Raw genomic sequence first — 19,329 nt, 5'->3', positions numbered from 1 at the left:
CCTCTCAGCGGAATACGAATTCACCGCTCTCAGCCCGGAAGTCGACCACAAGCATCTGCTCGGCGGCAAGCGTCACCCGCTCCTTGCGGGCGTGATCAAAACCCTCGGCACGAGATGTATCACGCATACGTACCGCAATGTCGTGTTCGCCAGCGGGGACAACGAAGCGCTCGTAGACTTTCGAGGGACCGTCGCCGGCGATGCCGGTCGGGGCCAGGCTGGCCTTGAATGCCGTCTGCCCTCCCAGATCCAGCTCAATATAGATCGGCCGCCGGCCGCGCGGGCAATCCTGCACACGCCGCATGTTGGGAGGCAGCTTTGCAATCTCCTGGGGACTGAGGCGGCGGCATTCCGCGCGTCGATCAGAGCCGTGCACGAAGCTGAGCATGATCACCGCATGTCCCTCAGGAATGGTCCGGTAGGTCGGCCAGTTCGAAAAGGCCGCGACAGCCGCAAACAGCGCGGCGATCAATATGAACTGGCCGGCATGTCGCAGCCAACTAGTCATCCGCCACCTCCGCCGGTTCCGAAACACGCGCAGGCTGCGACCGCAGCCGTGGCGAAGGGCTGCTCGGCGGCAGCGGCGACTGCAATGTCACGGGCGGCAGGGCCGCGACCCGCTCGGTGAAGGCGGCGATTTCAGAATTGGCCTTGCTCTGTGCCAGCGCCGACGCCCAGACCGTGCCTACGCGCTCGCGCGGAACCCGCGCCCGCAAATAGGGATCACGCGCGCCGGCGAAGCGCTGCTTCGTCCACTCAATGCCGAGACGGTTGAAGCCCGCCGATTCCGCGCAACCGGCCATCACCACACCGTCGGCCAGCTTGCGGCTCAGCACAAAGTCGATCAGCGAAGGCGGCGCCATGGCCACACACGGCAGGTGAACCGTACCATCGACGCGTCCTGCGGCGCCTCCGTGCTCGCATGCAAAAACGAGGACCTTGGTGGGGCCCTGCAACGCCTGACAGGCCGCGATTGTCCGCTCGCGCAGCATCTTGATGGAATAGTCCGGCAGATCAATGCCCGTGACCAGATCTTCGGTGCGCCGGAATGGCGTCGACGATGGGCACGCGCCCGCACAGATGCCGCACGAAACGCACAGCGACGGATTCACCTGCGCCTGCGCCGGGAACGGCAACCCGTCGGTGCGCGGAACCATCCTGATGGCTTCGTAGGGGCAGTCCTCGACGCAGCGGGTGCAGCCGTTGCAGTGATCAAGATTGACCTCTGCCACCTTGCTTCGCCGCAGCGGCGGCAGCCATGGCATCAAGCCGATCATCACCGAAAACGCAGCGAGAAAGGCCCACACACTCCCATTTCCCCAGATATCGGTCAACGGATAGAGCGGCAGAAAGAACCAGTCGAGGCCGATTTCAGCCGTCACCTTGCTGAGATCCACCGGGCCTTGCGACACCGCCGGCTTCCAGAGCGACACGGCGATCAGGGCCGCGAGCGAAAGGCCGGCGAGCATGCGCGGCGGATTCACCTTCGGACGCGAAATCCGGATGATGTGAACCCACATGATAAACAGCAGGAACAGCGGAACGGCGACATGCATGAACACCATCAGCGTGAAGAAGCGGCTGGTGAGTGTGCCGGTCGATATGAAATTGCGCGCGATCGGCTCGCCGAAGATCGGCAGCCAGTCGAGCAGTTCGGATGACACGACGGCGACATACTGGGCGAGCCGGTCCCAGACCAGCCAATAGCCGGTAATGCCGCTCGCATAGAGCAGCCAAATGATCGGCAGTCCGGTGAACCAGGAGAACCAGCGCGCTCCGCGATAATGGTCGTATGCAAATTCACGCAGCAGATGAGTCGCCACCATCACGACCATCAGGTCTGAGGCGTAACGATGCAGGCTGCGCATCACGCCGGCATGATACCAGTGATCCACCGTCATATACTGGACGGATGAATATGCCTGCTCGATGCCGGTATCGAAAAAAATGAACAGATAGATGCCGCTGACGGCGACGATCCAAAAGAAAAAAAAGCCGAGAGCGCCGAGCTGCTTCAAGGGATTGAGCGACGGCCCAAATACCGCGTCGAACGGCTGTTCGATCAGTTCGAATCCTCGCCGTAAGACGGCCCGCACTGCGCCGATCACATCAGTCTCTCCTTATCGTTAGTATAAGCATAACGGTCGGAGAGGCACCGTCTTTGTCAAGGGACAACCAACACTCATGCGCTGCGACACGTCTTGCGCCACTCCCGCAGAATCACAAGGCCGAACATCAACAGCAAAATGCCGCCCATTGCGCTCCCGAATACCAGCCCATAGTCGGTTTTGTAGCGGCCTGCCCCCGGATCATAGGTTGTGCAGATGTACTTGAGCCGGTCCACAAACCCGGAGACTGTCAGAGGCGCCGATCTGCCATGGACGACATCGCGCAGCGGTTCCATGAACATGCGAATTGGAAATTCGTCGCCATAGACATGACGATAGATTTTGGCGTCCCGGTCCAGAATGGTGGTCTGCGTGATATGGTCGAAACCACCGGCAACGCTTGCATAGCTGAAGCCCAAGTCCCGAAGCACGGCGCTGATGGTCCCGGCGTCGGCGCTCGCGACTTTCCAGTTCGGGGCCGTGATGCCCTGGGTCGAAGCGAAATGCGCCATCCGCGCAGGTGTGTCGTTGCGCGCATCAAAGCCGATGGTGAGCACATTGAATCGGTCCGGGCCGAACAGCTGGTTCGCCTGCTCCACGGCGCTGATCAGATGCTGCGTTGTGATTGGGCAGACTGAACTGCAGGCGGAATAGACGATGCTCACGACGAGCGGCTTGTCCCGCAGCGCCGCAAGCGAAATGGTCTGTCCGGTCGTGGCGGTCAGCGAATAGGCGCCCATGCTGCGCCCGATGGCCGCCTCGCTCCGCTCGATGACGCGCTGCGGATCGAGTCGGCCCGCCGCCGTATCTGCTGCCGCCGCCGACGGCGCCGCGAGCGACGCAGCTATCCAGAGGGCAAGAAGCGCGGTTCTGCGCATGGCCTAACCGAAGGGTTGCAGGACCGAGTCGAGCACCACCCCGAGAACGAGAAGCACCAACTGGATCAGCGAGGCGAAGAAATTGCTAATCGCTGTCTGCCGGTTGGGCCGCAGGTAGAGCTCAACGCTCTTCCAGAGAAACCAGGCTCCGCCCAGACCTGCACCGATGCCGTAGATCGGGCCTCTCCCATACCAGAGCGGAATCAGGGAGATTGCGACGAGAGCCGCCGTGTGCAGCAGAATGGCGAGCGTCCAGACCCGCTCCGGGACCCGAACCGGCAGCATCGGCACGCCAGCCTTGGCATAGTCGTCCGCCTTGGCCGCTGCCAGGCTCCAGAAATGCGGCGGCGTCCACAGGAACAGCACGAGCGCCAGCACCACCGGATAAAGCTGCAATGTGGGATTCACAGCGGCCGCACCGGCCAGCACCGCGAAACTTCCGGCCAAGCCGCCCAATACAATGTTCCAGACGCTGCGTCGCTTGAGCCACACCGTATAGACGACGCCATAGGTAAAGGCGCCAAGGAATACATACAACGACGACACAAGGCCGCCTGCAGCAGCCGCAAGCGCCAGCGACGCGATCAGCAAAACAGCAAAGGAGATCGGCCACCCTATGCTCGGCCGCAGAAGACCGCTGGCAAAGGGCCGCGACCGCGTGCGCGTCATCTGGCGGTCTGTCTCGCGTTCATAATAGTGATTGAACGCGCCAGCAGCGCCGGAGGCCCCAAGCACCGCCAATGTCAGTGCTGACGCCTGAATCAGGGACAGATGTGGTCCCTCCGCCGCTGCAATACCCGCAAGTGCACTCGCCGCGATCGCAACACCGATCCTGAGCTTCAGGAGCGAGCAGGTGATGCGAAGCGCGGCGAGCATAATTCCTTCCTTTTAGTCCGGCGGTGCCGATTACCGGAACAGCCAGAGTTCAGAGAGATACTTCCAGTTGATGAAGTAGTAGAGCACGAAGGAGACGAAGAAGATCGCCACCAGCACAATCGTCCCAGGCAGCTTGGGCGGCATGTAGCTGCCGTAATGCGAGGCAACGGCGCCACCACCCGCATGCAGCGGGAAGGTCAGCTTGTGACCGCTCGTGATCTTCTGCCCCCACAATACCGTGCCGACTACGATCAGCACATAGAGGATACCGCCGAGAGCCGCGATGATGGCGAAGATACCGTTGAGCCCCATCATCAGGAAAGCGCCGGCCGAGTGTGCGAAAGACAGCTCCGCATCACTGAACGTGATGTCCCAGTGACGGCGCGGAACGCCCAGCGTGCCAGCCCCCATCATGAACAGCGAAATCCCGGCAGCTCCGATCCCGAACAGATAGGGTTGGATCTTGGCCAGCTTCGGCCAGATGATTTCGCGCTGGAAGATCAACGGCAGAACCAGATAGGTTGCCGCCATGAAGGCGAGCGTCGTGCCGGTGACCACCGTGCCGTGAAAATGGCCGGGCACGTAGATCGTGTTGTGCATGAGCACATTGAGCTGCTCTGTGCCGAGCACAACACCGGAAATACCGCCGATGAACCCGAACATCACGAGCGAGAGGAATGTTCCGGAAAAGGCCGGATTCCCCCACGGGCATTTGCGCAGCCACTCGAACACGCCCTTGTCATAGCCGTTCTTGCGCTGCGCGGCTTCAAATGATCCCGGCACCGTGAGACCGTGGATCATCGACCCGAGCACGGCGAGGTACATCATGTAGCTGGTGTTCACGATCTTCCAGCTGACGGACAAGCCCGGCTCTGCAAGCAGGTGGTGCGCCGAGGCAAGCTGCAGGAAGAGAATGTAGAGAAAGAATGCGGTCCGGCTGACCTTTTCCGACAGCGGCTTCGCTCCCAGGACCAGCGCGCCGACCAGATACCACAGCGACACATGGGCCGACACGTTGACCTGCTGCGATGCGTGGCCCATGCCCCACCACACCACCTTGTAGAGCAGCGTATCGACGTCAGAAATCCACCCCATTGACCACAGCAATGTCGGAAGCAGGATCGCCGCGCCTGACAAGATCGTCCACACGGCGATGATGGCCGCGGTCATCGCCCCGAAGGTCACCAGCGGCATCGAGCCCTGGAATGCGCCCTCCTCTTTCGCCACGATCAGGTTAGCGAAGAACAATCCGGTGACGATGAGCGCGCCGACGGCGAACAGGATCAAGCCCAGATAGAAATGCGGCTTGGCCATCATCGGCGGATAGGAGGTGAACATCACCGTTGATTCGCCCTGCAGCACCGAGACATTCGTCATCAGCGCGCCAACGACCATGAGGACAAAACCGAGCCAGGCGAGTTTCGGCATTACCTGTCTGGCATTCAACAGAATGGTGGATGCAAAGATAAGCACCGCCATCTCAAAGAAGATGATCCAGAACAGGAGAACGTTGGCTCCATGTCCGGTGAGCACGAGATAGAACCATTCCGCCGGCAGAAGGTGCACGGCGGGCCAGCGCGTGAGCGCGACCAGGAGGCCCATCAAACCTCCTATCGCAAGAAAAATGACCGCAGCGACGGCGTTTGCCTTGATCAAAGTCTGCGCGGCGATGTCGACGCGCAGTCCGGTGAACTGGCAGGTCCGCGACTCGGACGGCGCTCTGGCGACGCCAACGGTGGTTTCCGCTGTCATTGCCGCTTCTCCCCTTCAGCCATGCGTGACCCCGTTTCGGCCTTCTTTTGAACGACGTAAACCTTGCCGGTCATCTGGTGATGGCCGATCCCACAAAACTCGTTGCAGATGATGCCGAATTCGCCAACGTCAGTCGGCGTCAGGGTAAGCACATGCTCATAGTTTGGATGAACGGAAAGATTGATATTGATCGGTTGCAGCGAAAAGCCGTGCTGCCAGTCGATCGACGAAATATGGAAGCGGTAGCTCTGCCCCTGTTCCAATTCCAGGATCGGCCACCATTGCCAGAGTCTGCCGAGAATATAGATGTCCGAACCCGCCGGCGGCTTCACCACCGGCACGCCCTGCTCCTCGCGCACCTGGTGCTTCTTGGTGAACTCGTCGACCTTCTGTTCATAGGCCGAAGGCGAAATTCTGTAGGCTTCGGGGCTGAGATTCTGCTGGCCGATGAAGTGCCACGCGATCATGAAGCCGAACATGAACAGGCACCACAGGAAGGCGAGACCGATCCAGATCAGCTCGACCTTTTCGATAGGCTCCTTCCACCAGATTCGGTGTTCGGGCGGTGCGACGGCCATAATGTTTCCCCTTGACTGCCTAGGTTATTTCGCGAGCGGTATGGCCACGATCTCCATCACGGCCCACAAATGATAGAGCAGCGTTGGAATCGCTACGCCGAGGAAAAGCAGCAGAAGCGGGTTGTCGAGGATCCGCTGCATCAGCGGGATGGGTTCACTCTCATCTTGGTGAGCCGCAGCCGGACTTGAATCCTTCGTCGTCATGGCAAACCTCTATTGTTTGCTAAAACTAACTCCTCCTCGCGCGATGCGTACTTGACATCAGTCAAGGCACCTTGGTGGCCGGTCAAAGATCATTTTCAAGATGGGGACAAGACGCCGGAGACGCGGCTGATGCGCAGCCGGAAGAGTGTGATCGCTGGATTTGCAATCGCGGGCATCGTGACCACGTGGGTCATTGCCACAAGCAATTCCCCATCACCCGGCGCGCACGACGTCACCCTTCTCTACGTTGGCGCGGAAGATTGTGCGCCCTGCCGCAAATGGCAGCGCGAGGACGGCGCGCTTTTCCAGGCGGGAGCGGAATTCCAGAGAATCACCTACCGCGAAGTGAAGTCTCCGGCGTTGTTCGATCTCCTCAAGGACGAATATTGGCCGGCTGATCTTCGCGCTTTCCGCGACCGCCTCAGCCCCGGCACGGGGGTTCCACTCTGGCTCGTTGTCGCCGACGGAGAAATTGTCGAACAGCAGTCCGGCGCCAGCCGCTGGCAGGCCGCCGTACTGCCAAAGATCAGGTCACTGTTGCGCTGACGGCTTTCCGGCTGGCCATTCGCATGGCCAAGCCTCTCAGCGAGGCAGGACAGCCGTGGCCTCAAGCTCGATCTTTCCGGGCGCATCAAGCAAATCGCTGACAAAGATCATGCTCATCGCGGGGTAATGCTTGCCCATCAGCCGGCGCCAGACGCCGCCCAGCTCGGACCGGCGTTTGAGGTATTCGGGCTTGTCGATGCAATAGGCCGTCATGCGGCAGATATGCTCCGGCTTTCCGCCGGCTTCGGCAAGAATCGCCAGGATATTCTTCAGCGCCTGCTCGAATTGCGGCACCAGTTCTTCAGTCTGGAATTTTTGCTGCGCATCCCAGCCGACCTGGCCGGCAATGAATACGATCCGGCCCGCGGGAACCTCAAGGCCGTTAGCATAGCCAATCGGCGGCGCCCACCCTTCCGGCAGCAGAACGCGTGCAGACATTATCGACCCTCCCAAAAATCACGCGGATGCATCCCTCTTCCGCAGGACCTGCCATCTCAATCAACGGCATCGCGATTAGCGCCGCGCGCAGCCCCCGTTACTCGGAATCCTGATGTGCTCGCTGTCCGCAAGATCGCGAAGTTTTGCCACTTCCTTGACGATCACATGCGACGCGCGCACTTCCACGCCCACCGCTCTCAGCTTGGCAAAGGTGCGGGACAGCGATTCGGGCTTGATGCCGAGACGTCCTGCGATCAGTGTCTTGTCGTAAGGCAACGCGATCGTGTGCGTTCCGCAGTCGCTCGGACACAGGGACACCAAAAATTCGGCGACGCGCTGTATGCCGCTTTGTGCCTTGAGCTGCTCGATCTGCTGCACCAGCAAGCGCAGATGCGATGACGTCGAGGCGATCATGGCCAGGGCGATGTCTGGCGTATCGCGTATGCATCGCACGACATGATCAGCCGGGATGCGCACCACGCGCGCGTTGCTGACCGCTTCGGCCGTTGCCGGATATCGATTGCCGGTAAAGGCGACTGCCTCGGCAAAGCTTTCGCCCTTGGTCAGGACGTGGATGACCGCCTCTTCGCCGGCAATGGTGATCCGGAACAGCTTGATCCAGCCTTCGACCACGATGAAGAAGGCGGTTCCCGGATCGCCCTGTCGGAACAGCGGATGGCCATGTTTGAGCGTGACAATAGTGGCAGGAGCAATCAATCGACTCCGGGTTTCCGGCTGCAAGCCGCCGAAAACGGCAATACGCGAGACGATTTCAATGTCTTCCGGGGTCAGAGCGCTCATCTGGGTCTTTGCTAATCCAGCGATCTCTCAATGGCGAGCCTAGTGGAAGCCATACAACAAAAGATTTCGGAATACCGCCACATGCTTTGATCTGGATCAAACTCAATTGGCGTTAGTCTATATAAATTTCCTTAATGGGGTTCCCTCTCCCGCTTTCGTTATCGTACGATAAAGTACAGATATTAGCGGCGGAACCGTCGGGATGAGCACTCCTCTTATCGATCGCCGCCACAGCCTGGGTCACCCGGACATCGATGCCGATCATGCGGTTATCGGAGACCTTTGGCTGCGGGCGGTGAACTGCAGTCGGCTTGAATTTCCCCTTCACCTCGCCCGGCTGAAAAAAGCCATGCAAGGGCATTTCGAGCGCGAAAGGATGCTGCTGGCCGAGGTCGGACGACCCTTGTGCATCAAACATCAGGCCGAGCATGAGTCCCTGTTGCGGCTATGTGCGGAAGCGTCGCATCTCTACCAGAGCAGTTGGCGGAGGACCCAGTCTCACCTTCGCAACAGGTTTGCGAAAATGATGCGTGAGCACATCGTATCGATGGATCTGTGCACGGTCTTGACCATCCGCACGTCCGATTCCGCTGAGCCCCGCGATCGCCTGACAGCCGAGTAGATCTTTCTCCTGATACTTGCGGAACGATCCGGCAGGAGGTCCTGCCGGATCAAACAGCCTGCCCGATCTCAGTTGCCCTCGAAGGCCGGTCGGGCCTTGGCGACAAACGCCTCGTAGGCTCGCTCATAATCCTTGGTTTGCATGCAGATGGCTTGCGCCTGCGCTTCGGCTTCGATCGATTCATCGACGCCCATGTTCCATTCCTGATGGATGCAGCGCTTGGTCATGGCATGGGCGAAGGTCGGACCGTCCGCCAGTGATTTTGCCATCGCCTGCGCTTCTTCGAGCACGCGGTTCGGCTCGCAGAGTTTGTTGAAGAAACCCCAGCGCTCCGCTTCGTTCCCGTCCATCGAGCGGCCCGTATACAGCAGCTCGGAAGCGCGGCCGACGCCGACGATCCGAGGCAGCATGTTGCACGCTCCCATATCGGCGCCGGCCAAGCCGACACGCACGAACAGAAAGGCGGTCTTGCTGCGGGCGGTGCCGTAACGCAGATCGGAGGCCATGGCGAGGATGGCTCCCGCGCCGGCACAGACGCCATCGATCGCCGTGACAATCGGTTGCGGACAGGCGCGCATCGCCTTGACGAGATCACCTGTCATCCGGGTGAATGCAAGGAGTCCACTCATGTCACCGCGACGCTGCATCTCGACCAGAGGGCCGATGATCTCGTGCACGTCGCCGCCGGAGCAGAAATTTTCGCCCGCGCCTGTCACCACGATCGTCTTGATGTCATCCGCATAGACCAGATCGCGAAACATGTCCCGCAACTCAGCATAGGATTCCAGCGTCAGCGGGTTCTTGCGTTCGGGCCGGTTGAGCGTGATCGTCGCAACCTTGCCGTCGCGCTGCCAGAGGAAGTGACGCGGCTTGAAGTTTGCAAAATCAACACGCTGCGGGCGGAAGCGCTTGCTCGTGTCGGGCGCGGCTGATCCGTTCCCTGACTTCGCAGCAACGGCCTTATCTTTCGACATCATCAATCTCCTCTTTCAACCCGCAAACGTGAGACCACCGCTCACACTCAGCACCTGGCCGGTGACATAGTCGGAACGCGGTCCGGCAAAAAACAGGACAGCGTCTGCAATTTCGCGCGGCTCGGCGAACCGCTTGAAGGGAATCGCGCGGACGAACGCCTCCTTGAGCTTCTCCGGCCGCGATTGCAGCATGGGCGTGTCGGTCGGCCCTGGGCAGACGCAGTTCACATTGATGGAATGGCGGGCCATCTCGCGCGCGAGCGATTTTGTGAACGCGATGACTCCGCCCTTGGCGGCGGCGTAGGCCGTCTCACCGCTGCTGCCGACGCGCCCGGCGTCGCTCGATACATTGACAATCTTGCCTTTCCCGGCGGCGATCATCGACGGCAGCAGTGCATGTGTCAGATGCACGGTCCCGCCGAGATTGATCGCAATCACCCGATCGATATAACCGGGCTTGTTCTCGATAAACGGCTGAATGTCGTTCCAGCCGGCGGCATTGACGAGAATATCGACGCGCGGATGCTTGTTCAGCACTTTCGAGGCGCAATCGTGAATGGACTCGGAGCTGGAAAGATCGACATGGACGAACTCCACGGCGAAGTTTGTGCTGGCGGCCTCTCGCTGCAGAGCCATTCCCTGCTCGTCGTTCACGTCGGCACATATCACAGACGCGCCGCTGCGGGCGAACTCCAGGACGGTCGCGCGGCCGATCCCTGACGCCCCGCCAGTGATCAGAGCAGTTTTTCCCTCGAGCCTCATCGCGCGTTTCCTTTCTTGATCTGTCCCCAGTCATTCGTCACGCCGGCGAGAAACGCCTCCACGCGCTGACGGGTGTCGGTGCTCGCCAGCAGGCGGCGTGTCGCTTCAAGTTCTTCTGAATAGCCGTTGCGCCCGCCGTCGCTGGCTGCGGCGATGCACATCTTGCTCGCAATGAGCGCGCCGGCCGGCAATGATGATACGCGGCGGATGATTTCGAGCGCACGCTCGGGTAGCTTGGCGGACGGTGCCGCCCATTGCACAAGACCCAGTTCGTGCGCTTTGGCGCCATCGATGATTTCGGCACCCAGGATCAGCCGCTCCGCAACCGGCCGACCGCACAGCTTGGTCAGGCGCTGGGTTCCGCCGGCCCCCGGAATGAGACCGAGGCGCGCCTCCGGCAGCCCCAGCTTGGCCTCGTTCGCCGCGATGCGCAGATCGCAGGCGAGCGCAAGTTCAAGTCCGCCCCCCAGCGCGGCTCCGCCGATTTCGGCGATCGTGACCTGCGGCAAGGTTTCAATCCGCGCGAACAGCCGCTGGATCGCCGCCACATACGAGTACATGCGGTCCGGACCGTCCGGTGTGCCCATTCGATCACGCATTTCATTGAGATCGGCGCCGGCGCAAAACACCTTCTGTTCCGACCGCAGATGCAGAATTCTCCAATCGGAACGGTTGTTGAGTTCATCGAGCAATCCGTTGAACTGGCAGAGCCATTCCTCGCTGATCGCGTTCACCGGCGGTCGATCCAGCGTGATCATCGCCACGCCATCTGCGACTGTCATCCGCAACATACTGCCGGTGTCTGCCGGCCGGAGCCGCGTCTTCACTTTATGTGCCATGTCAACCTGCCGCTTGCTCGATCCTCGTTTCAGCCGAATCCGCCTTAAGCATCTCGCGTGCTATGATCACCTTCTGCACCTCGCTGGCGCCCTCATAGATCCGCAATGCCCGGATCTCGCGATAAAGCGCCTCGACCTTGATGCCTTTGCGCACGCCATGCCCGCCAAACATCTGCACAGCGCGGTCAATCGCGCGCTGCGCCATTTCTGTTGCAAATAGTTTCGCGCTCGAGGATTCGCGTGTGATTCGGGATTTGCCGCTGTCCTTGACCCAGGCGGCTCGGTAGACGAGCAGCGCCGCGGCATCGATATCCACCGCGCTGTCGGCCAGCGCGGACTGTGAAAGCTGCAGGTCGCCGAGCGGCGCTCCAAACAATCTTCGCGTTCGCGCTCGCCAAAGCGCCTCATCGAGCGCACGGCGCGCCATCCCCAAGGCCGACGCGCCAACAGTCGCGCGGAAAATATCGAGCGTCGCCATGGCGACCTTGAAGCCCTCGCCCGGCGCGCCGAGTCGCTGGCTGAGCGGAACGCGGCAATCTGAAAATTTCAGCGTGGCCAGCGGATGCGGCGCGGTGATTTCAATACGGCCGTCGATCGACAGCCCCGGCGTATCCGCATCAACCACGAAGGCGGACAAGCCTTTGACTCCGGGTCCCTCGCCCGTCCGGGCAAAGACAATGTAATGGTCGGCAATCCCCCCGTTCGAAATCCAGGTCTTTTTCCCATTCAACCGGACATGCGTGGCCCCATCCGCGCTCGCTGTCGCAGCCAGCGCGGCGACGTCTGAACCGGCCTCCGGTTCGGACAACGCGAAGGCTGCAATCTGTCTGCCGCTGCAGGTCGCTGTCAGATAGCGCTTCTTCACAGCCTCCGATCCAAACAACGAGATCGAACCGGTGCCCAGCCCCTGCATGGCAAATGCAAAATCGGCGAGACTGTCGTGCCACGCGAGAATTTCGCGAGCGAGACAAAGCCGGCGCACATCGATCTGCTCGGACAATCCGCCATAAGCCGCCGGCACAATCGCGCGCAGCCAACCCGCATCGCCGAGCGCGCGCACCAGGGCACGGCAGGAGTGATCCACGTCCGCGTGATCGACGTGCTTGTCGATTTCGCTCGCTGACCAGTCACTGAGCCCCCGCGCAAATTCCCGATGCGCCTCTTCGAAGAAAGGCCAGTTCAGATGAGCAAGATCGGGCGCGCGGATTTTCGGTTCAGCCATGCGAACGCCCCCCGTTGAGCGGCCGATCGCGCAGCATGTAGCGCTGGACTTTGCCGGTTGCCGTCTTTGGCAGACTGTCGACAAATTCGATCCAACGCGGATATTTCCATGGACCGATCGTGCGCTTTACGTGGACTTTCAGCTCCTCATAGATGTAGCGCTGCGACGCCTCCTGCTGCTCCTTGAGCACAACGAAGGCTCTCGGCTTGATCAATCCATGATCGTCCTGCGCCGGAACAACCGCGGCCTCGAGCACATATTCATGAGCAATGAGAGCAGCCTCCACCTCGAAGGGCGACACCCAGATTCCGCTCACTTTGAACATGTCATCTGCGCGGCCGATGTAGATGTAGACCCCGTCCGCGCGCCGCATGTACTTGTCGCCAGTGCGGGTCCATTCACCCTCGAATGTGCGGCGTGACCGCGCGAGCTGGTTCCAGTAGCCCGCGGCCGCCGATTCCCCGCGCACCAGCAGCTCGCCGATTTCATCGTCGCCGACTTCGCGTCCAGTTTCGTCCACCAGGCGCAAATCGTAGCCGTTCACCGGAACGCCTGAAGTGCCATATTCCACCGCGCCCGGAATGTTGGTGAGAAACAGATGGCCCATTTCAGTCGAGCCGACGCCGTTCACGATGTCGATGCCAAAGCGCGCCCGCCACATTTCACCGATATGCGCCGGCAACGGCTCCCCCGCCGAAAAGCAGAGGCGCAGTCGCTGCGACCCGCGTTCACGTATGCATTCAGGGTCTTGGAGAATCGCCGCATAGAGGGTCGGCACGGCATAGAACATGGTCGGCTGATAGCCGCTCAATGTCTCGAAGACGGTGGCCGGGGTCGGCCGTTCGGGATAGAGGACCGTCGTCGCACCGACCCACATCGGGCAGAGGACTGCGTTGCCGAGGCCGTAGGAAAAGAACATTTTCGCTGCGGAAAAGACAACGTCGTCCTCACGAATTCCAATGCGGCCTTGTCCGGCAAGCATCGACACGTTTCGCGGGGTCGCATGAACATGCATCACCCCTTTTGGTGCGCCCGTCGTGCCGGACGAATAGAGCCAGTAGGCGACCTCGTCGGCGCAGGTCTCTGCCGGCGCGGCCTGCGCATTCACACCGGCAAGCAAAACATCAAGGCGCGGCATATTTTCCGGGCCGCCACCAACCACGACAATTTGTTTCAACGTGGAGAGACCCTGCGCCGCTTCCTGCACCACCGACAGCAACGCTGCCGAAACAAAAGCGACCTTGGCGCGGGAGTCCTCCAGCAGGAATCGATATTGGTCAGCCGTCAATCGTGTATTGAGCAGAACCGGAATAACGCCGGCACGAATGGCTCCCCAGAACAGAAGCGGGAAGTCCACCGTGTCGAGCAGGATCAAGGCAACTCGATTTTCACGCTCGACGCCAAACCGCTCAAGCAGCGGTCGAACACGCGCCACTCCGTCCAGCAGTTCCGCATATGTGATATTTCGCGACGGATCGACGAAGGCCGTCTTGTTGCCACGCCCTTCGAGCACATTGCGATCGACGAAATCAACGGCGGCGTTATAGGTACGTTGTGTGAGCATGAGTCGATCAGGTTGAAGTCGAGCATCCTTGCATGAATATGGAGCGCAGGAATCCCACGCGATCCTTGACTTCGGTCATTTTGAGATAGCCCACGTCCGTGGGCGCAGCGCGGCACTAATGAGCCGCTCAGCGGCTCTGCCGCCTGCGTCGTTTTGAGAGCGTGTGCTGCGCGTTCTTTTGGCGCTCCCGCATCTTCAGCATCGTGGCGATGGTAATCGACCCGAAGGTTGCGCGGGCAATATCGTCGATCTCAGTCATGATCTGCCGCAGGATCGCACCCTCCGACGTGCCCTCTCCCGGTTCAGCCCCCTCGCCATCTTCCGATCCGAACTGCTCGAACAATTGGATGACGTCGAGCAAGGTGACGCGTCGCGGATTGCCGGAGAATTGATAACCGCCGCCCGCCCCGCGCACGGCACTGACCATCCCGGCCCGGCCGAGCTGGTTCATGACTTTGGCCAGGTGATGACTCGACAGCCTGTATTTCTGGCCAATTTCGGCAACCGACAATTGACGATCGGATTCGTCTGCCAGCTCAAGCAGAGCAAAGATGGCAATCCTGCTTGCGATCTGCAGTTTCACGATCGGACCCGGGGGCTGGAAGATTCACTCACGATCGCGGTGATCATGATCAACCGAGCTCCTTTTCGAGTTGGATATACGGGCCGGCCACCATCCCTTCTCCGCGGAAGAACTGCATTGGGAGCGGGTGGTCGCGCGCGACCATGGTGCGCAGCTTGGTCACGCCCGCCGCTTTGAACTGAGCCGAGATGGCGTTGAACAATGCCTCTCCGGTGCCGCGAAGCCGCGCACTCGGTTCGACGGATAGCGCAAAAATCCACCCGCATGGACCCGATCCAAACTCCCACGCGCGAATTTCGCCAATGATGAACCCGAGTAACGACCCATCCGTCTCCAACGGCTCGGCAACAAAAAAGAAGCGCTCCCGCGACCGCCGCCGACCATATCGCTTGAACACGTCTTCCCAATACTCCGGCTTCGCCAATCCCGTGATCCGCTTGTCGAGCGCAATTATGGCGGGAACGTCTTCAGATCTTACGCGACGGATCTTCAACGAAAGCCGTCTCGCCTCTGACACACGGTCGGCTAAACCCTTCGGGACGTCGTGACGGCCATGTCGGCTGGAACGCTGTCTGCGCGGCTCGCTCATGCCTTTCTCCTCTACCCTGTCGGCCGACTAGGAACGCCCACCAGACAATTCTGGCATTTCGGTACCGAAATAACCAGCATGGCCTCAAAGACATTACCAAATTGACTTTAGTCATGGTGCGCCAGGGCCGAACGCGGCTGCATGGCCAATACGGTCGAATGTGGCCGTGCTCAGCCACACTGGAGCAGGAGCCAATGCAAACTGCAGGGGCCGTTCCCGCAAAACGATTGCTCAGAATTCAGGTCAATGGTCGCTGGCGCGAAGACGCCGTCGCAGACAATCTTCTCCTCATCGATTATCTCCGTAATACCGCCGGTCTGACCGGCGTGAAGTCCGGCTGTGACGGTGGCGAATGCGGAGCCTGCCTCGTCCTGGTTGACGGAGAAGCGGTGCCTGCCTGCATCACTCTCGCGGCCCGCTGCGAAGGTCGATCGGTCGAGACCATCGAAAGCCTCGCCACCCAAGGACGGCCGAGTCGTCTGCAGCGCGCATTTCACGAGGCGCTGGGCGCACAATGCGGTTTCTGCACTCCAGGTATGATCATGGCGGCCGAGGCGCTGCTGCGAAAAAATCCGAAGCCGACCGATGGCGACATTCGCGAAGCGCTGTCCGGTAATCTCTGCCGTTGCACCGGCTACATAAAGATCATCGAATCCGTGAAGACCGCGGCCGGAGCCGGCTCATGACGACCGCAACCAAACCGCTCGCAGAGCGCCGCCGCGTCCCTCTTATCGACGGTGTCGAAAAGGTTACCGGCCGCGCACGCTATACCGCCGACCTCAAGCATGACGATGCGATGGTCGGGCGCATTTTCCGCAGCCCGTACAGCCACGCACGGATCATCCGCCTCGACATCTCCAAGGCGCGGGCGCTCGACGGAGTGATCGCCGTCATCACCGGCGACGACTGCGCGTTCACCTATGGCGTGCTGCCGATCGCGATGAACGAATATCCGCTGGCGCGCGACCGCGTGCGCTATCGGGGCGAACCGGTTGCGGCGGTGGCAGCCGTCGACGCCCAAACGGCCGAGCGCGCGCTCGGCCTGATCGAACTCGAGGTCGAGGAACTGCCGGCCTATTACACGTCGGCGGAAGCTCGCGCCTCCGATGCGGTCCTGCTGCACGACAACAAGCCCGGTAATATCGAACGCGAGGTGCATAACGAATTCGGCGACCTCGCCGCCGGTTTTGCCGCCGCCGACCTTATTCGCGAAGAGACCATCAGTTGCGCCGAGGTCAATCACGCGCAGATCGAACCGCACGCGACGCTTGCCGAATACGATCCGGTGAGCGGACATCTGCTCGTGCAGAGCGTGTCGCAGGTCATATATTACCTGCATCTGATGCTGGCGCGCTGCATGGACATCGACGCCTCGCGCATCCGCATCATCAAGCCGTTCATCGGCGGCGGCTTCGGCGCCCGCGTCGAGGTGCTGAATTTCGAGATCGTCAACGCGCTTCTGGCGCGGGCCGCCGGCGGCAAGGTGATGATGCAGCTGACCCGCGAGGAAACCTTTCTCACGCATCGCGCGCGGCCGCAGACTGAGATCAAGCTGAAACTCGGCATGCGGCGCGACGGTCGCATCACGGCTTGCGAAGCCGAGGTTGTGCAGCGCGGCGGCGCCTACGCGGGCTACGGCGTCGTCACCATCCTCTATGCCGGCGCCCTGCTGCAGGGCCTCTACGACATTCCGGCGGTGAAGTATGACGGCTACCGCGTCTACGCCAATCTGCCGCCCTGCGGTGCGATGCGCGGTCACGGCGGCGTCATCACGCGCCACGGCTTCGAATCCCTGATCGATCGCATGGCGCGCGAGCTCGGCCTCGATCCTTTCGCCGTGCGGCGCGCCAACCTGCTGCAGGCGCCGACCTTCACGCTCAATGGCCTGATGGTCAACAGTTACGGGCTTGGCGAATGCCTGGACAAGGTCGAGCAGGCAAGCCGCTGGCATGAGCGTATCGGCAAGATGCCGCCCGGCAAGGGACTCGGCATGGCCTGCTCGCATTACGTCAGCGGCTCGGCCAAGCCAATCCATCGCACCGGCGAGCCGCATGCGACGGTCAATCTGCGCGTCGATTACGACGGCGGTGTCACCGCTTTCACCGGCGCCACCGATATCGGCCAGGGTTCGTCCACCATGGTCGCGATTGCCGTTGCGGAAACGCTCGACATTTCGCTCGAGCGCATCCGGGTTGTCGCCGCCGACACCGCGATCACGCCAAAGGACAATGGCTCCTATTCGTCTCGCGTCACCTTCATGGTCGGCAATGCGACGATCGATGCCGCGCGCAAACTGAAGGCGATCCTGACCGAGGCGGCCGCCCGCAAGCTCGAAGCGGCGCCCGACATGATCGAATGCGTGGGCGAGACCTTCCGGATCGGCAACTCGCCGCAATCCATCGTGCCGTTTGGCGAGGTGGTGGAGGCGGCGCTCGTCGATCGCGGGCCGGTCACCGTGTCCGGCACGTTCACCTGCCCGCCGGAGGCACAGGGCGGCAAGCATCGCGGCGGCGCCGTCGGATCGACGATGGGCTTCAGCTATGGCGCGAGCGTTGTTGAGGTGACCGTCGACGAGACCACGGCCAAGGTCACGGTTGACAAGATCTGGACCGCACTCGACTGCGGTCACGCGATCAATCCGCTGGCGGTCGAGGGGCAAATCGAAGGCTCAGTGTGGATGGGCATGGGCCAGGCGCTCAGCGAAGAAACCCGCTACGCCGACGGTCTGCCGCTGCATGCCAGCTTGCTGGAATATCGCGTGCCGACCATCTCGGAATCGCCCCCCATCGAAATCCATATCGTCGAGAGCAACGATCCGAACGGGCCGTTCGGGGCGAAGGAGGCGAGCGAAGGTGCGTTGGCGAGCTTGCCGCCGGCTATCGTCAACGCCATCGCCAATGCGCTCGGCCTCGAACTGAACGAGTTGCCTGTGACGCCCGACCGCGTCATGGAAGCGCTGGTCGCACGCCGGCGCGAGGCGCGGCTCGCCGGAGCCAGGAGGAAAGCGTCATGAGCATGCTGATGCCCGAGTTCCGGCTGGCGCGTCCGCGCGCCCTTGACGAGGCGATTGCCGCTCGGCGGGAAAACGGCGAAAGCGCCTGGCTGGCCGGCGGCACCGACCTCATGGTCAACGTGCGGCATGGCCTGGAGGCGCCAACGCTGCTCGTGGACCTTTCCGAGGTAAGCGAACTACGCGGCCTTGAAATCGGGAAAAATGGCGCAAGAATTGGTGCGGGCGTCACCATCGCCGAGCTGGAGGGGCACGCCCCCGTCGGGCAGTTCTATCGCGCGGTGCAGCAGGCCGCGGCGGCGATTGCCGGCCCGGGCCTGCGGCGGATGGGCAGCGTTGGCGGCAATCTATGCCTGGATACACGCTGCGTCTATTACAATCAGAGCGAATGGTGGCGGCACGCCAACGGCTATTGCCTGAAACACCGCGGTGATGTCTGCCATGTGGCGCCGCAAGGAAATCGCTGTCATGCCGCCTTTACCGGCGATCTCGCTCCGGCCTTGCTCGTGTTCGGTGCCGAAATTGAGGTGGCCGGGCCTGACGGCCGCCGGTGGATGCCCCTCGCGGACCTTTATGTCGAGGACGGGCGCGCTCATCTCAGTCTTCGTGATGGCGAAATCATCATCGCCGTCCGCCTCCCGCCCCCCACCCTGAAATCGGCCTATCGCAAGGTCCGCGTGCGGGACGCCATCGACTATCCACTGGCCGGCGTTGCCGTCGCATTGGCTCTGGATGGCAAGAACATTCAACGCCTCCGGATTGCGCTGACCGGCACCAATTCGCGCCCCTTCGTGCTTGAGGGAACCGAGGCCTTGCTAGGCAAAGCTGTCAATGACGATACTTTGACGCAAATCGACCGGCTCGTGCAAAAGCAGGTGCAGCCGATGCGCACCACGGTTATATCGGCGCAATACCGCCGCCTGGCGGCGGCGGCGATAGCCCGCAAGCTTGTCAACGAGCTGGCTTTGGAATCGGAGCAGTAG

At 61.3% G+C, this 19,329-nt stretch carries 21 protein-coding genes; 4 read left to right on the top strand and 17 right to left on the bottom strand.

What is annotated here, in order from left to right; all coding sequences use genetic code 11:
• Positions 1-4: 4 nt before the first annotated feature.
• The 7 genes from RO009_14900 to RO009_14870 all read right to left on the bottom strand — a co-directional run bounded on the left by RO009_14900 (position 5) and on the right by RO009_14870 (position 6,396).
• Positions 5-508: a hypothetical protein gene (locus tag RO009_14900; protein ID MDT3686321.1), complete on the bottom strand. Its 504-nt coding sequence runs from the start codon at positions 506-508 to the stop codon at positions 5-7.
• Complete coding sequence (locus tag RO009_14895; GenBank protein ID MDT3686320.1) at positions 501-2,108, bottom strand: cytochrome b N-terminal domain-containing protein; 1,608 nt, start codon at positions 2,106-2,108, stop codon at positions 501-503. Before RO009_14895 ends, RO009_14900 begins: the two co-directional genes overlap by 8 nt.
• A 74-nt stretch (positions 2,109-2,182) precedes the next feature.
• Complete coding sequence (locus tag RO009_14890; protein ID MDT3686319.1) at positions 2,183-2,986, bottom strand: SCO family protein; 804 nt, start codon at positions 2,984-2,986, stop codon at positions 2,183-2,185.
• 3 nt (positions 2,987-2,989) lie between these two features.
• The gene (gene cyoE, locus RO009_14885; GenBank protein MDT3686318.1) at positions 2,990-3,862 is read right to left on the bottom strand and encodes a heme o synthase; all 873 of its coding nucleotides are present in this window, start codon (positions 3,860-3,862) and stop codon (positions 2,990-2,992) included.
• Between the two features lie 30 nt (positions 3,863-3,892).
• Positions 3,893-5,614, bottom strand: a complete 1,722-nt coding sequence (locus tag RO009_14880; protein ID MDT3686317.1) for a cbb3-type cytochrome c oxidase subunit I — start codon at positions 5,612-5,614, stop codon at positions 3,893-3,895.
• Positions 5,611-6,192: a hypothetical protein gene (locus RO009_14875; GenBank protein MDT3686316.1), complete on the bottom strand. Its 582-nt coding sequence runs from the start codon at positions 6,190-6,192 to the stop codon at positions 5,611-5,613. The genes RO009_14880 and RO009_14875 overlap by 4 nt, the downstream gene beginning before the upstream one ends.
• Before the next feature lie 24 nt (positions 6,193-6,216).
• Positions 6,217-6,396 carry a hypothetical protein gene (locus RO009_14870; protein MDT3686315.1) on the bottom strand — a complete coding sequence of 60 codons (180 nt, stop codon included), beginning with the start codon at positions 6,394-6,396 and terminating at the stop codon, positions 6,217-6,219.
• Between the two features lie 129 nt (positions 6,397-6,525).
• On the opposite strand from RO009_14870, the gene RO009_14865 reads away from it, so the two are divergent.
• The gene (locus tag RO009_14865; GenBank protein ID MDT3686314.1) at positions 6,526-6,942 is read left to right on the top strand and encodes a hypothetical protein; all 417 of its coding nucleotides are present in this window, start codon (positions 6,526-6,528) and stop codon (positions 6,940-6,942) included.
• Positions 6,943-6,978: 36 nt separating this feature from the next.
• On the opposite strand, the gene RO009_14860 is transcribed toward RO009_14865, so the two are convergent.
• The 10 genes from RO009_14860 to RO009_14815 form a co-directional block, all read right to left on the bottom strand.
• On the bottom strand, positions 6,979-7,380 hold the full coding sequence (locus RO009_14860) for a RidA family protein (protein ID MDT3686313.1): 402 nt from the start codon (positions 7,378-7,380) through the stop codon (positions 6,979-6,981).
• Between the two features lie 75 nt (positions 7,381-7,455).
• On the bottom strand, positions 7,456-8,181 hold the full coding sequence (locus RO009_14855; protein MDT3686312.1) for a Crp/Fnr family transcriptional regulator: 726 nt from the start codon (positions 8,179-8,181) through the stop codon (positions 7,456-7,458).
• Between the two features lie 112 nt (positions 8,182-8,293).
• Positions 8,294-8,611, bottom strand: a complete 318-nt coding sequence (locus tag RO009_14850) for a hypothetical protein (GenBank protein MDT3686311.1) — start codon at positions 8,609-8,611, stop codon at positions 8,294-8,296.
• Between the two features lie 260 nt (positions 8,612-8,871).
• Positions 8,872-9,777 carry an enoyl-CoA hydratase family protein gene (locus RO009_14845; protein MDT3686310.1) on the bottom strand — a complete coding sequence of 302 codons (906 nt, stop codon included), beginning with the start codon at positions 9,775-9,777 and terminating at the stop codon, positions 8,872-8,874.
• Between the two features lie 15 nt (positions 9,778-9,792).
• Entirely contained in the window at positions 9,793-10,539 is a 747-nt protein-coding gene (locus RO009_14840; protein MDT3686309.1) for an SDR family NAD(P)-dependent oxidoreductase, read from the bottom strand.
• Positions 10,536-11,321, bottom strand: a complete 786-nt coding sequence (locus tag RO009_14835) for an enoyl-CoA hydratase/isomerase family protein (GenBank protein MDT3686308.1) — start codon at positions 11,319-11,321, stop codon at positions 10,536-10,538. The genes RO009_14840 and RO009_14835 overlap by 4 nt, the downstream gene beginning before the upstream one ends.
• A 58-nt stretch (positions 11,322-11,379) precedes the next feature.
• Positions 11,380-12,600, bottom strand: a complete 1,221-nt coding sequence (locus tag RO009_14830; GenBank protein MDT3686307.1) for an acyl-CoA dehydrogenase family protein — start codon at positions 12,598-12,600, stop codon at positions 11,380-11,382.
• Positions 12,593-14,164: a benzoate-CoA ligase family protein gene (locus tag RO009_14825; protein ID MDT3686306.1), complete on the bottom strand. Its 1,572-nt coding sequence runs from the start codon at positions 14,162-14,164 to the stop codon at positions 12,593-12,595. Before RO009_14825 ends, RO009_14830 begins: the two co-directional genes overlap by 8 nt.
• A 127-nt stretch (positions 14,165-14,291) precedes the next feature.
• Positions 14,292-14,747, bottom strand: coding sequence for an Rrf2 family transcriptional regulator (locus RO009_14820; protein MDT3686305.1), 456 nt, complete (start codon positions 14,745-14,747; stop codon positions 14,292-14,294).
• Positions 14,748-14,796: 49 nt separating this feature from the next.
• On the bottom strand, positions 14,797-15,336 hold the full coding sequence (locus RO009_14815; GenBank protein ID MDT3686304.1) for a GNAT family N-acetyltransferase: 540 nt from the start codon (positions 15,334-15,336) through the stop codon (positions 14,797-14,799).
• Positions 15,337-15,530: 194 nt separating this feature from the next.
• On the opposite strand from RO009_14815, the gene hcrC reads away from it, so the two are divergent.
• From hcrC to hcrB, 3 genes are read left to right on the top strand one after another with little or no spacing between them, the layout of a single operon-like run.
• Positions 15,531-16,022, top strand: a complete 492-nt coding sequence (hcrC, locus tag RO009_14810) for a 4-hydroxybenzoyl-CoA reductase subunit gamma (protein MDT3686303.1) — start codon at positions 15,531-15,533, stop codon at positions 16,020-16,022.
• Positions 16,019-18,349, top strand: a complete 2,331-nt coding sequence (gene hcrA, locus RO009_14805; GenBank protein ID MDT3686302.1) for a 4-hydroxybenzoyl-CoA reductase subunit alpha — start codon at positions 16,019-16,021, stop codon at positions 18,347-18,349. Before hcrC ends, hcrA begins: the two co-directional genes overlap by 4 nt.
• Positions 18,346-19,329, top strand: coding sequence for a 4-hydroxybenzoyl-CoA reductase subunit beta (gene hcrB / locus RO009_14800; protein ID MDT3686301.1), 984 nt, complete (start codon positions 18,346-18,348; stop codon positions 19,327-19,329). Before hcrA ends, hcrB begins: the two co-directional genes overlap by 4 nt.

It is taken from the genome of Pseudorhodoplanes sp., assembly GCA_032027085.1.
Taxonomy (GTDB): domain Bacteria; phylum Pseudomonadota; class Alphaproteobacteria; order Rhizobiales; family Xanthobacteraceae; genus Pseudorhodoplanes.
The sequence above is the reverse complement of the archived record's forward strand: the minus strand, read 5'-3'. Positions and strand labels throughout refer to the sequence as shown.

Excerpts from the sequence above, each read along its gene's own strand:
- RO009_14900 (MDT3686321.1), bottom strand. The coding sequence starts at position 508 with ATGACTAGTTGGCTGCGACATGCCGGCCAGTTCATATTGATCGCCGCG.
- RO009_14890 (MDT3686319.1), bottom strand. The coding sequence starts at position 2,986 with ATGCGCAGAACCGCGCTTCTTGCCCTCTGGATAGCTGCGTCGCTCGCG.
- cyoE (MDT3686318.1), bottom strand. The coding sequence starts at position 3,862 with ATGCTCGCCGCGCTTCGCATCACCTGCTCGCTCCTGAAGCTCAGGATC.
- RO009_14880 (MDT3686317.1), bottom strand. The coding sequence starts at position 5,614 with ATGACAGCGGAAACCACCGTTGGCGTCGCCAGAGCGCCGTCCGAGTCG.
- RO009_14875 (MDT3686316.1), bottom strand. The coding sequence starts at position 6,192 with ATGGCCGTCGCACCGCCCGAACACCGAATCTGGTGGAAGGAGCCTATC.
- RO009_14870 (MDT3686315.1), bottom strand. The coding sequence starts at position 6,396 with ATGACGACGAAGGATTCAAGTCCGGCTGCGGCTCACCAAGATGAGAGT.
- RO009_14865 (MDT3686314.1), top strand. The coding sequence starts at position 6,526 with ATGCGCAGCCGGAAGAGTGTGATCGCTGGATTTGCAATCGCGGGCATC.
- RO009_14860 (MDT3686313.1), bottom strand. The coding sequence starts at position 7,380 with ATGTCTGCACGCGTTCTGCTGCCGGAAGGGTGGGCGCCGCCGATTGGC.
- RO009_14855 (MDT3686312.1), bottom strand. The coding sequence starts at position 8,181 with ATGAGCGCTCTGACCCCGGAAGACATTGAAATCGTCTCGCGTATTGCC.
- RO009_14850 (MDT3686311.1), bottom strand. The coding sequence starts at position 8,611 with ATGCTCGGCCTGATGTTTGATGCACAAGGGTCGTCCGACCTCGGCCAG.
- RO009_14845 (MDT3686310.1), bottom strand. The coding sequence starts at position 9,777 with ATGTCGAAAGATAAGGCCGTTGCTGCGAAGTCAGGGAACGGATCAGCC.
- RO009_14840 (MDT3686309.1), bottom strand. The coding sequence starts at position 10,539 with ATGAGGCTCGAGGGAAAAACTGCTCTGATCACTGGCGGGGCGTCAGGG.
- RO009_14835 (MDT3686308.1), bottom strand. The coding sequence starts at position 11,321 with ATGACAGTCGCAGATGGCGTGGCGATGATCACGCTGGATCGACCGCCG.
- RO009_14830 (MDT3686307.1), bottom strand. The coding sequence starts at position 12,600 with ATGGCTGAACCGAAAATCCGCGCGCCCGATCTTGCTCATCTGAACTGG.
- RO009_14825 (MDT3686306.1), bottom strand. The coding sequence starts at position 14,164 with ATGCTCACACAACGTACCTATAACGCCGCCGTTGATTTCGTCGATCGC.
- RO009_14815 (MDT3686304.1), bottom strand. The coding sequence starts at position 15,336 with ATGAGCGAGCCGCGCAGACAGCGTTCCAGCCGACATGGCCGTCACGAC.
- hcrC (MDT3686303.1), top strand. The coding sequence starts at position 15,531 with ATGCAAACTGCAGGGGCCGTTCCCGCAAAACGATTGCTCAGAATTCAG.
- hcrA (MDT3686302.1), top strand. The coding sequence starts at position 16,019 with ATGACGACCGCAACCAAACCGCTCGCAGAGCGCCGCCGCGTCCCTCTT.
- hcrB (MDT3686301.1), top strand. The coding sequence starts at position 18,346 with ATGAGCATGCTGATGCCCGAGTTCCGGCTGGCGCGTCCGCGCGCCCTT.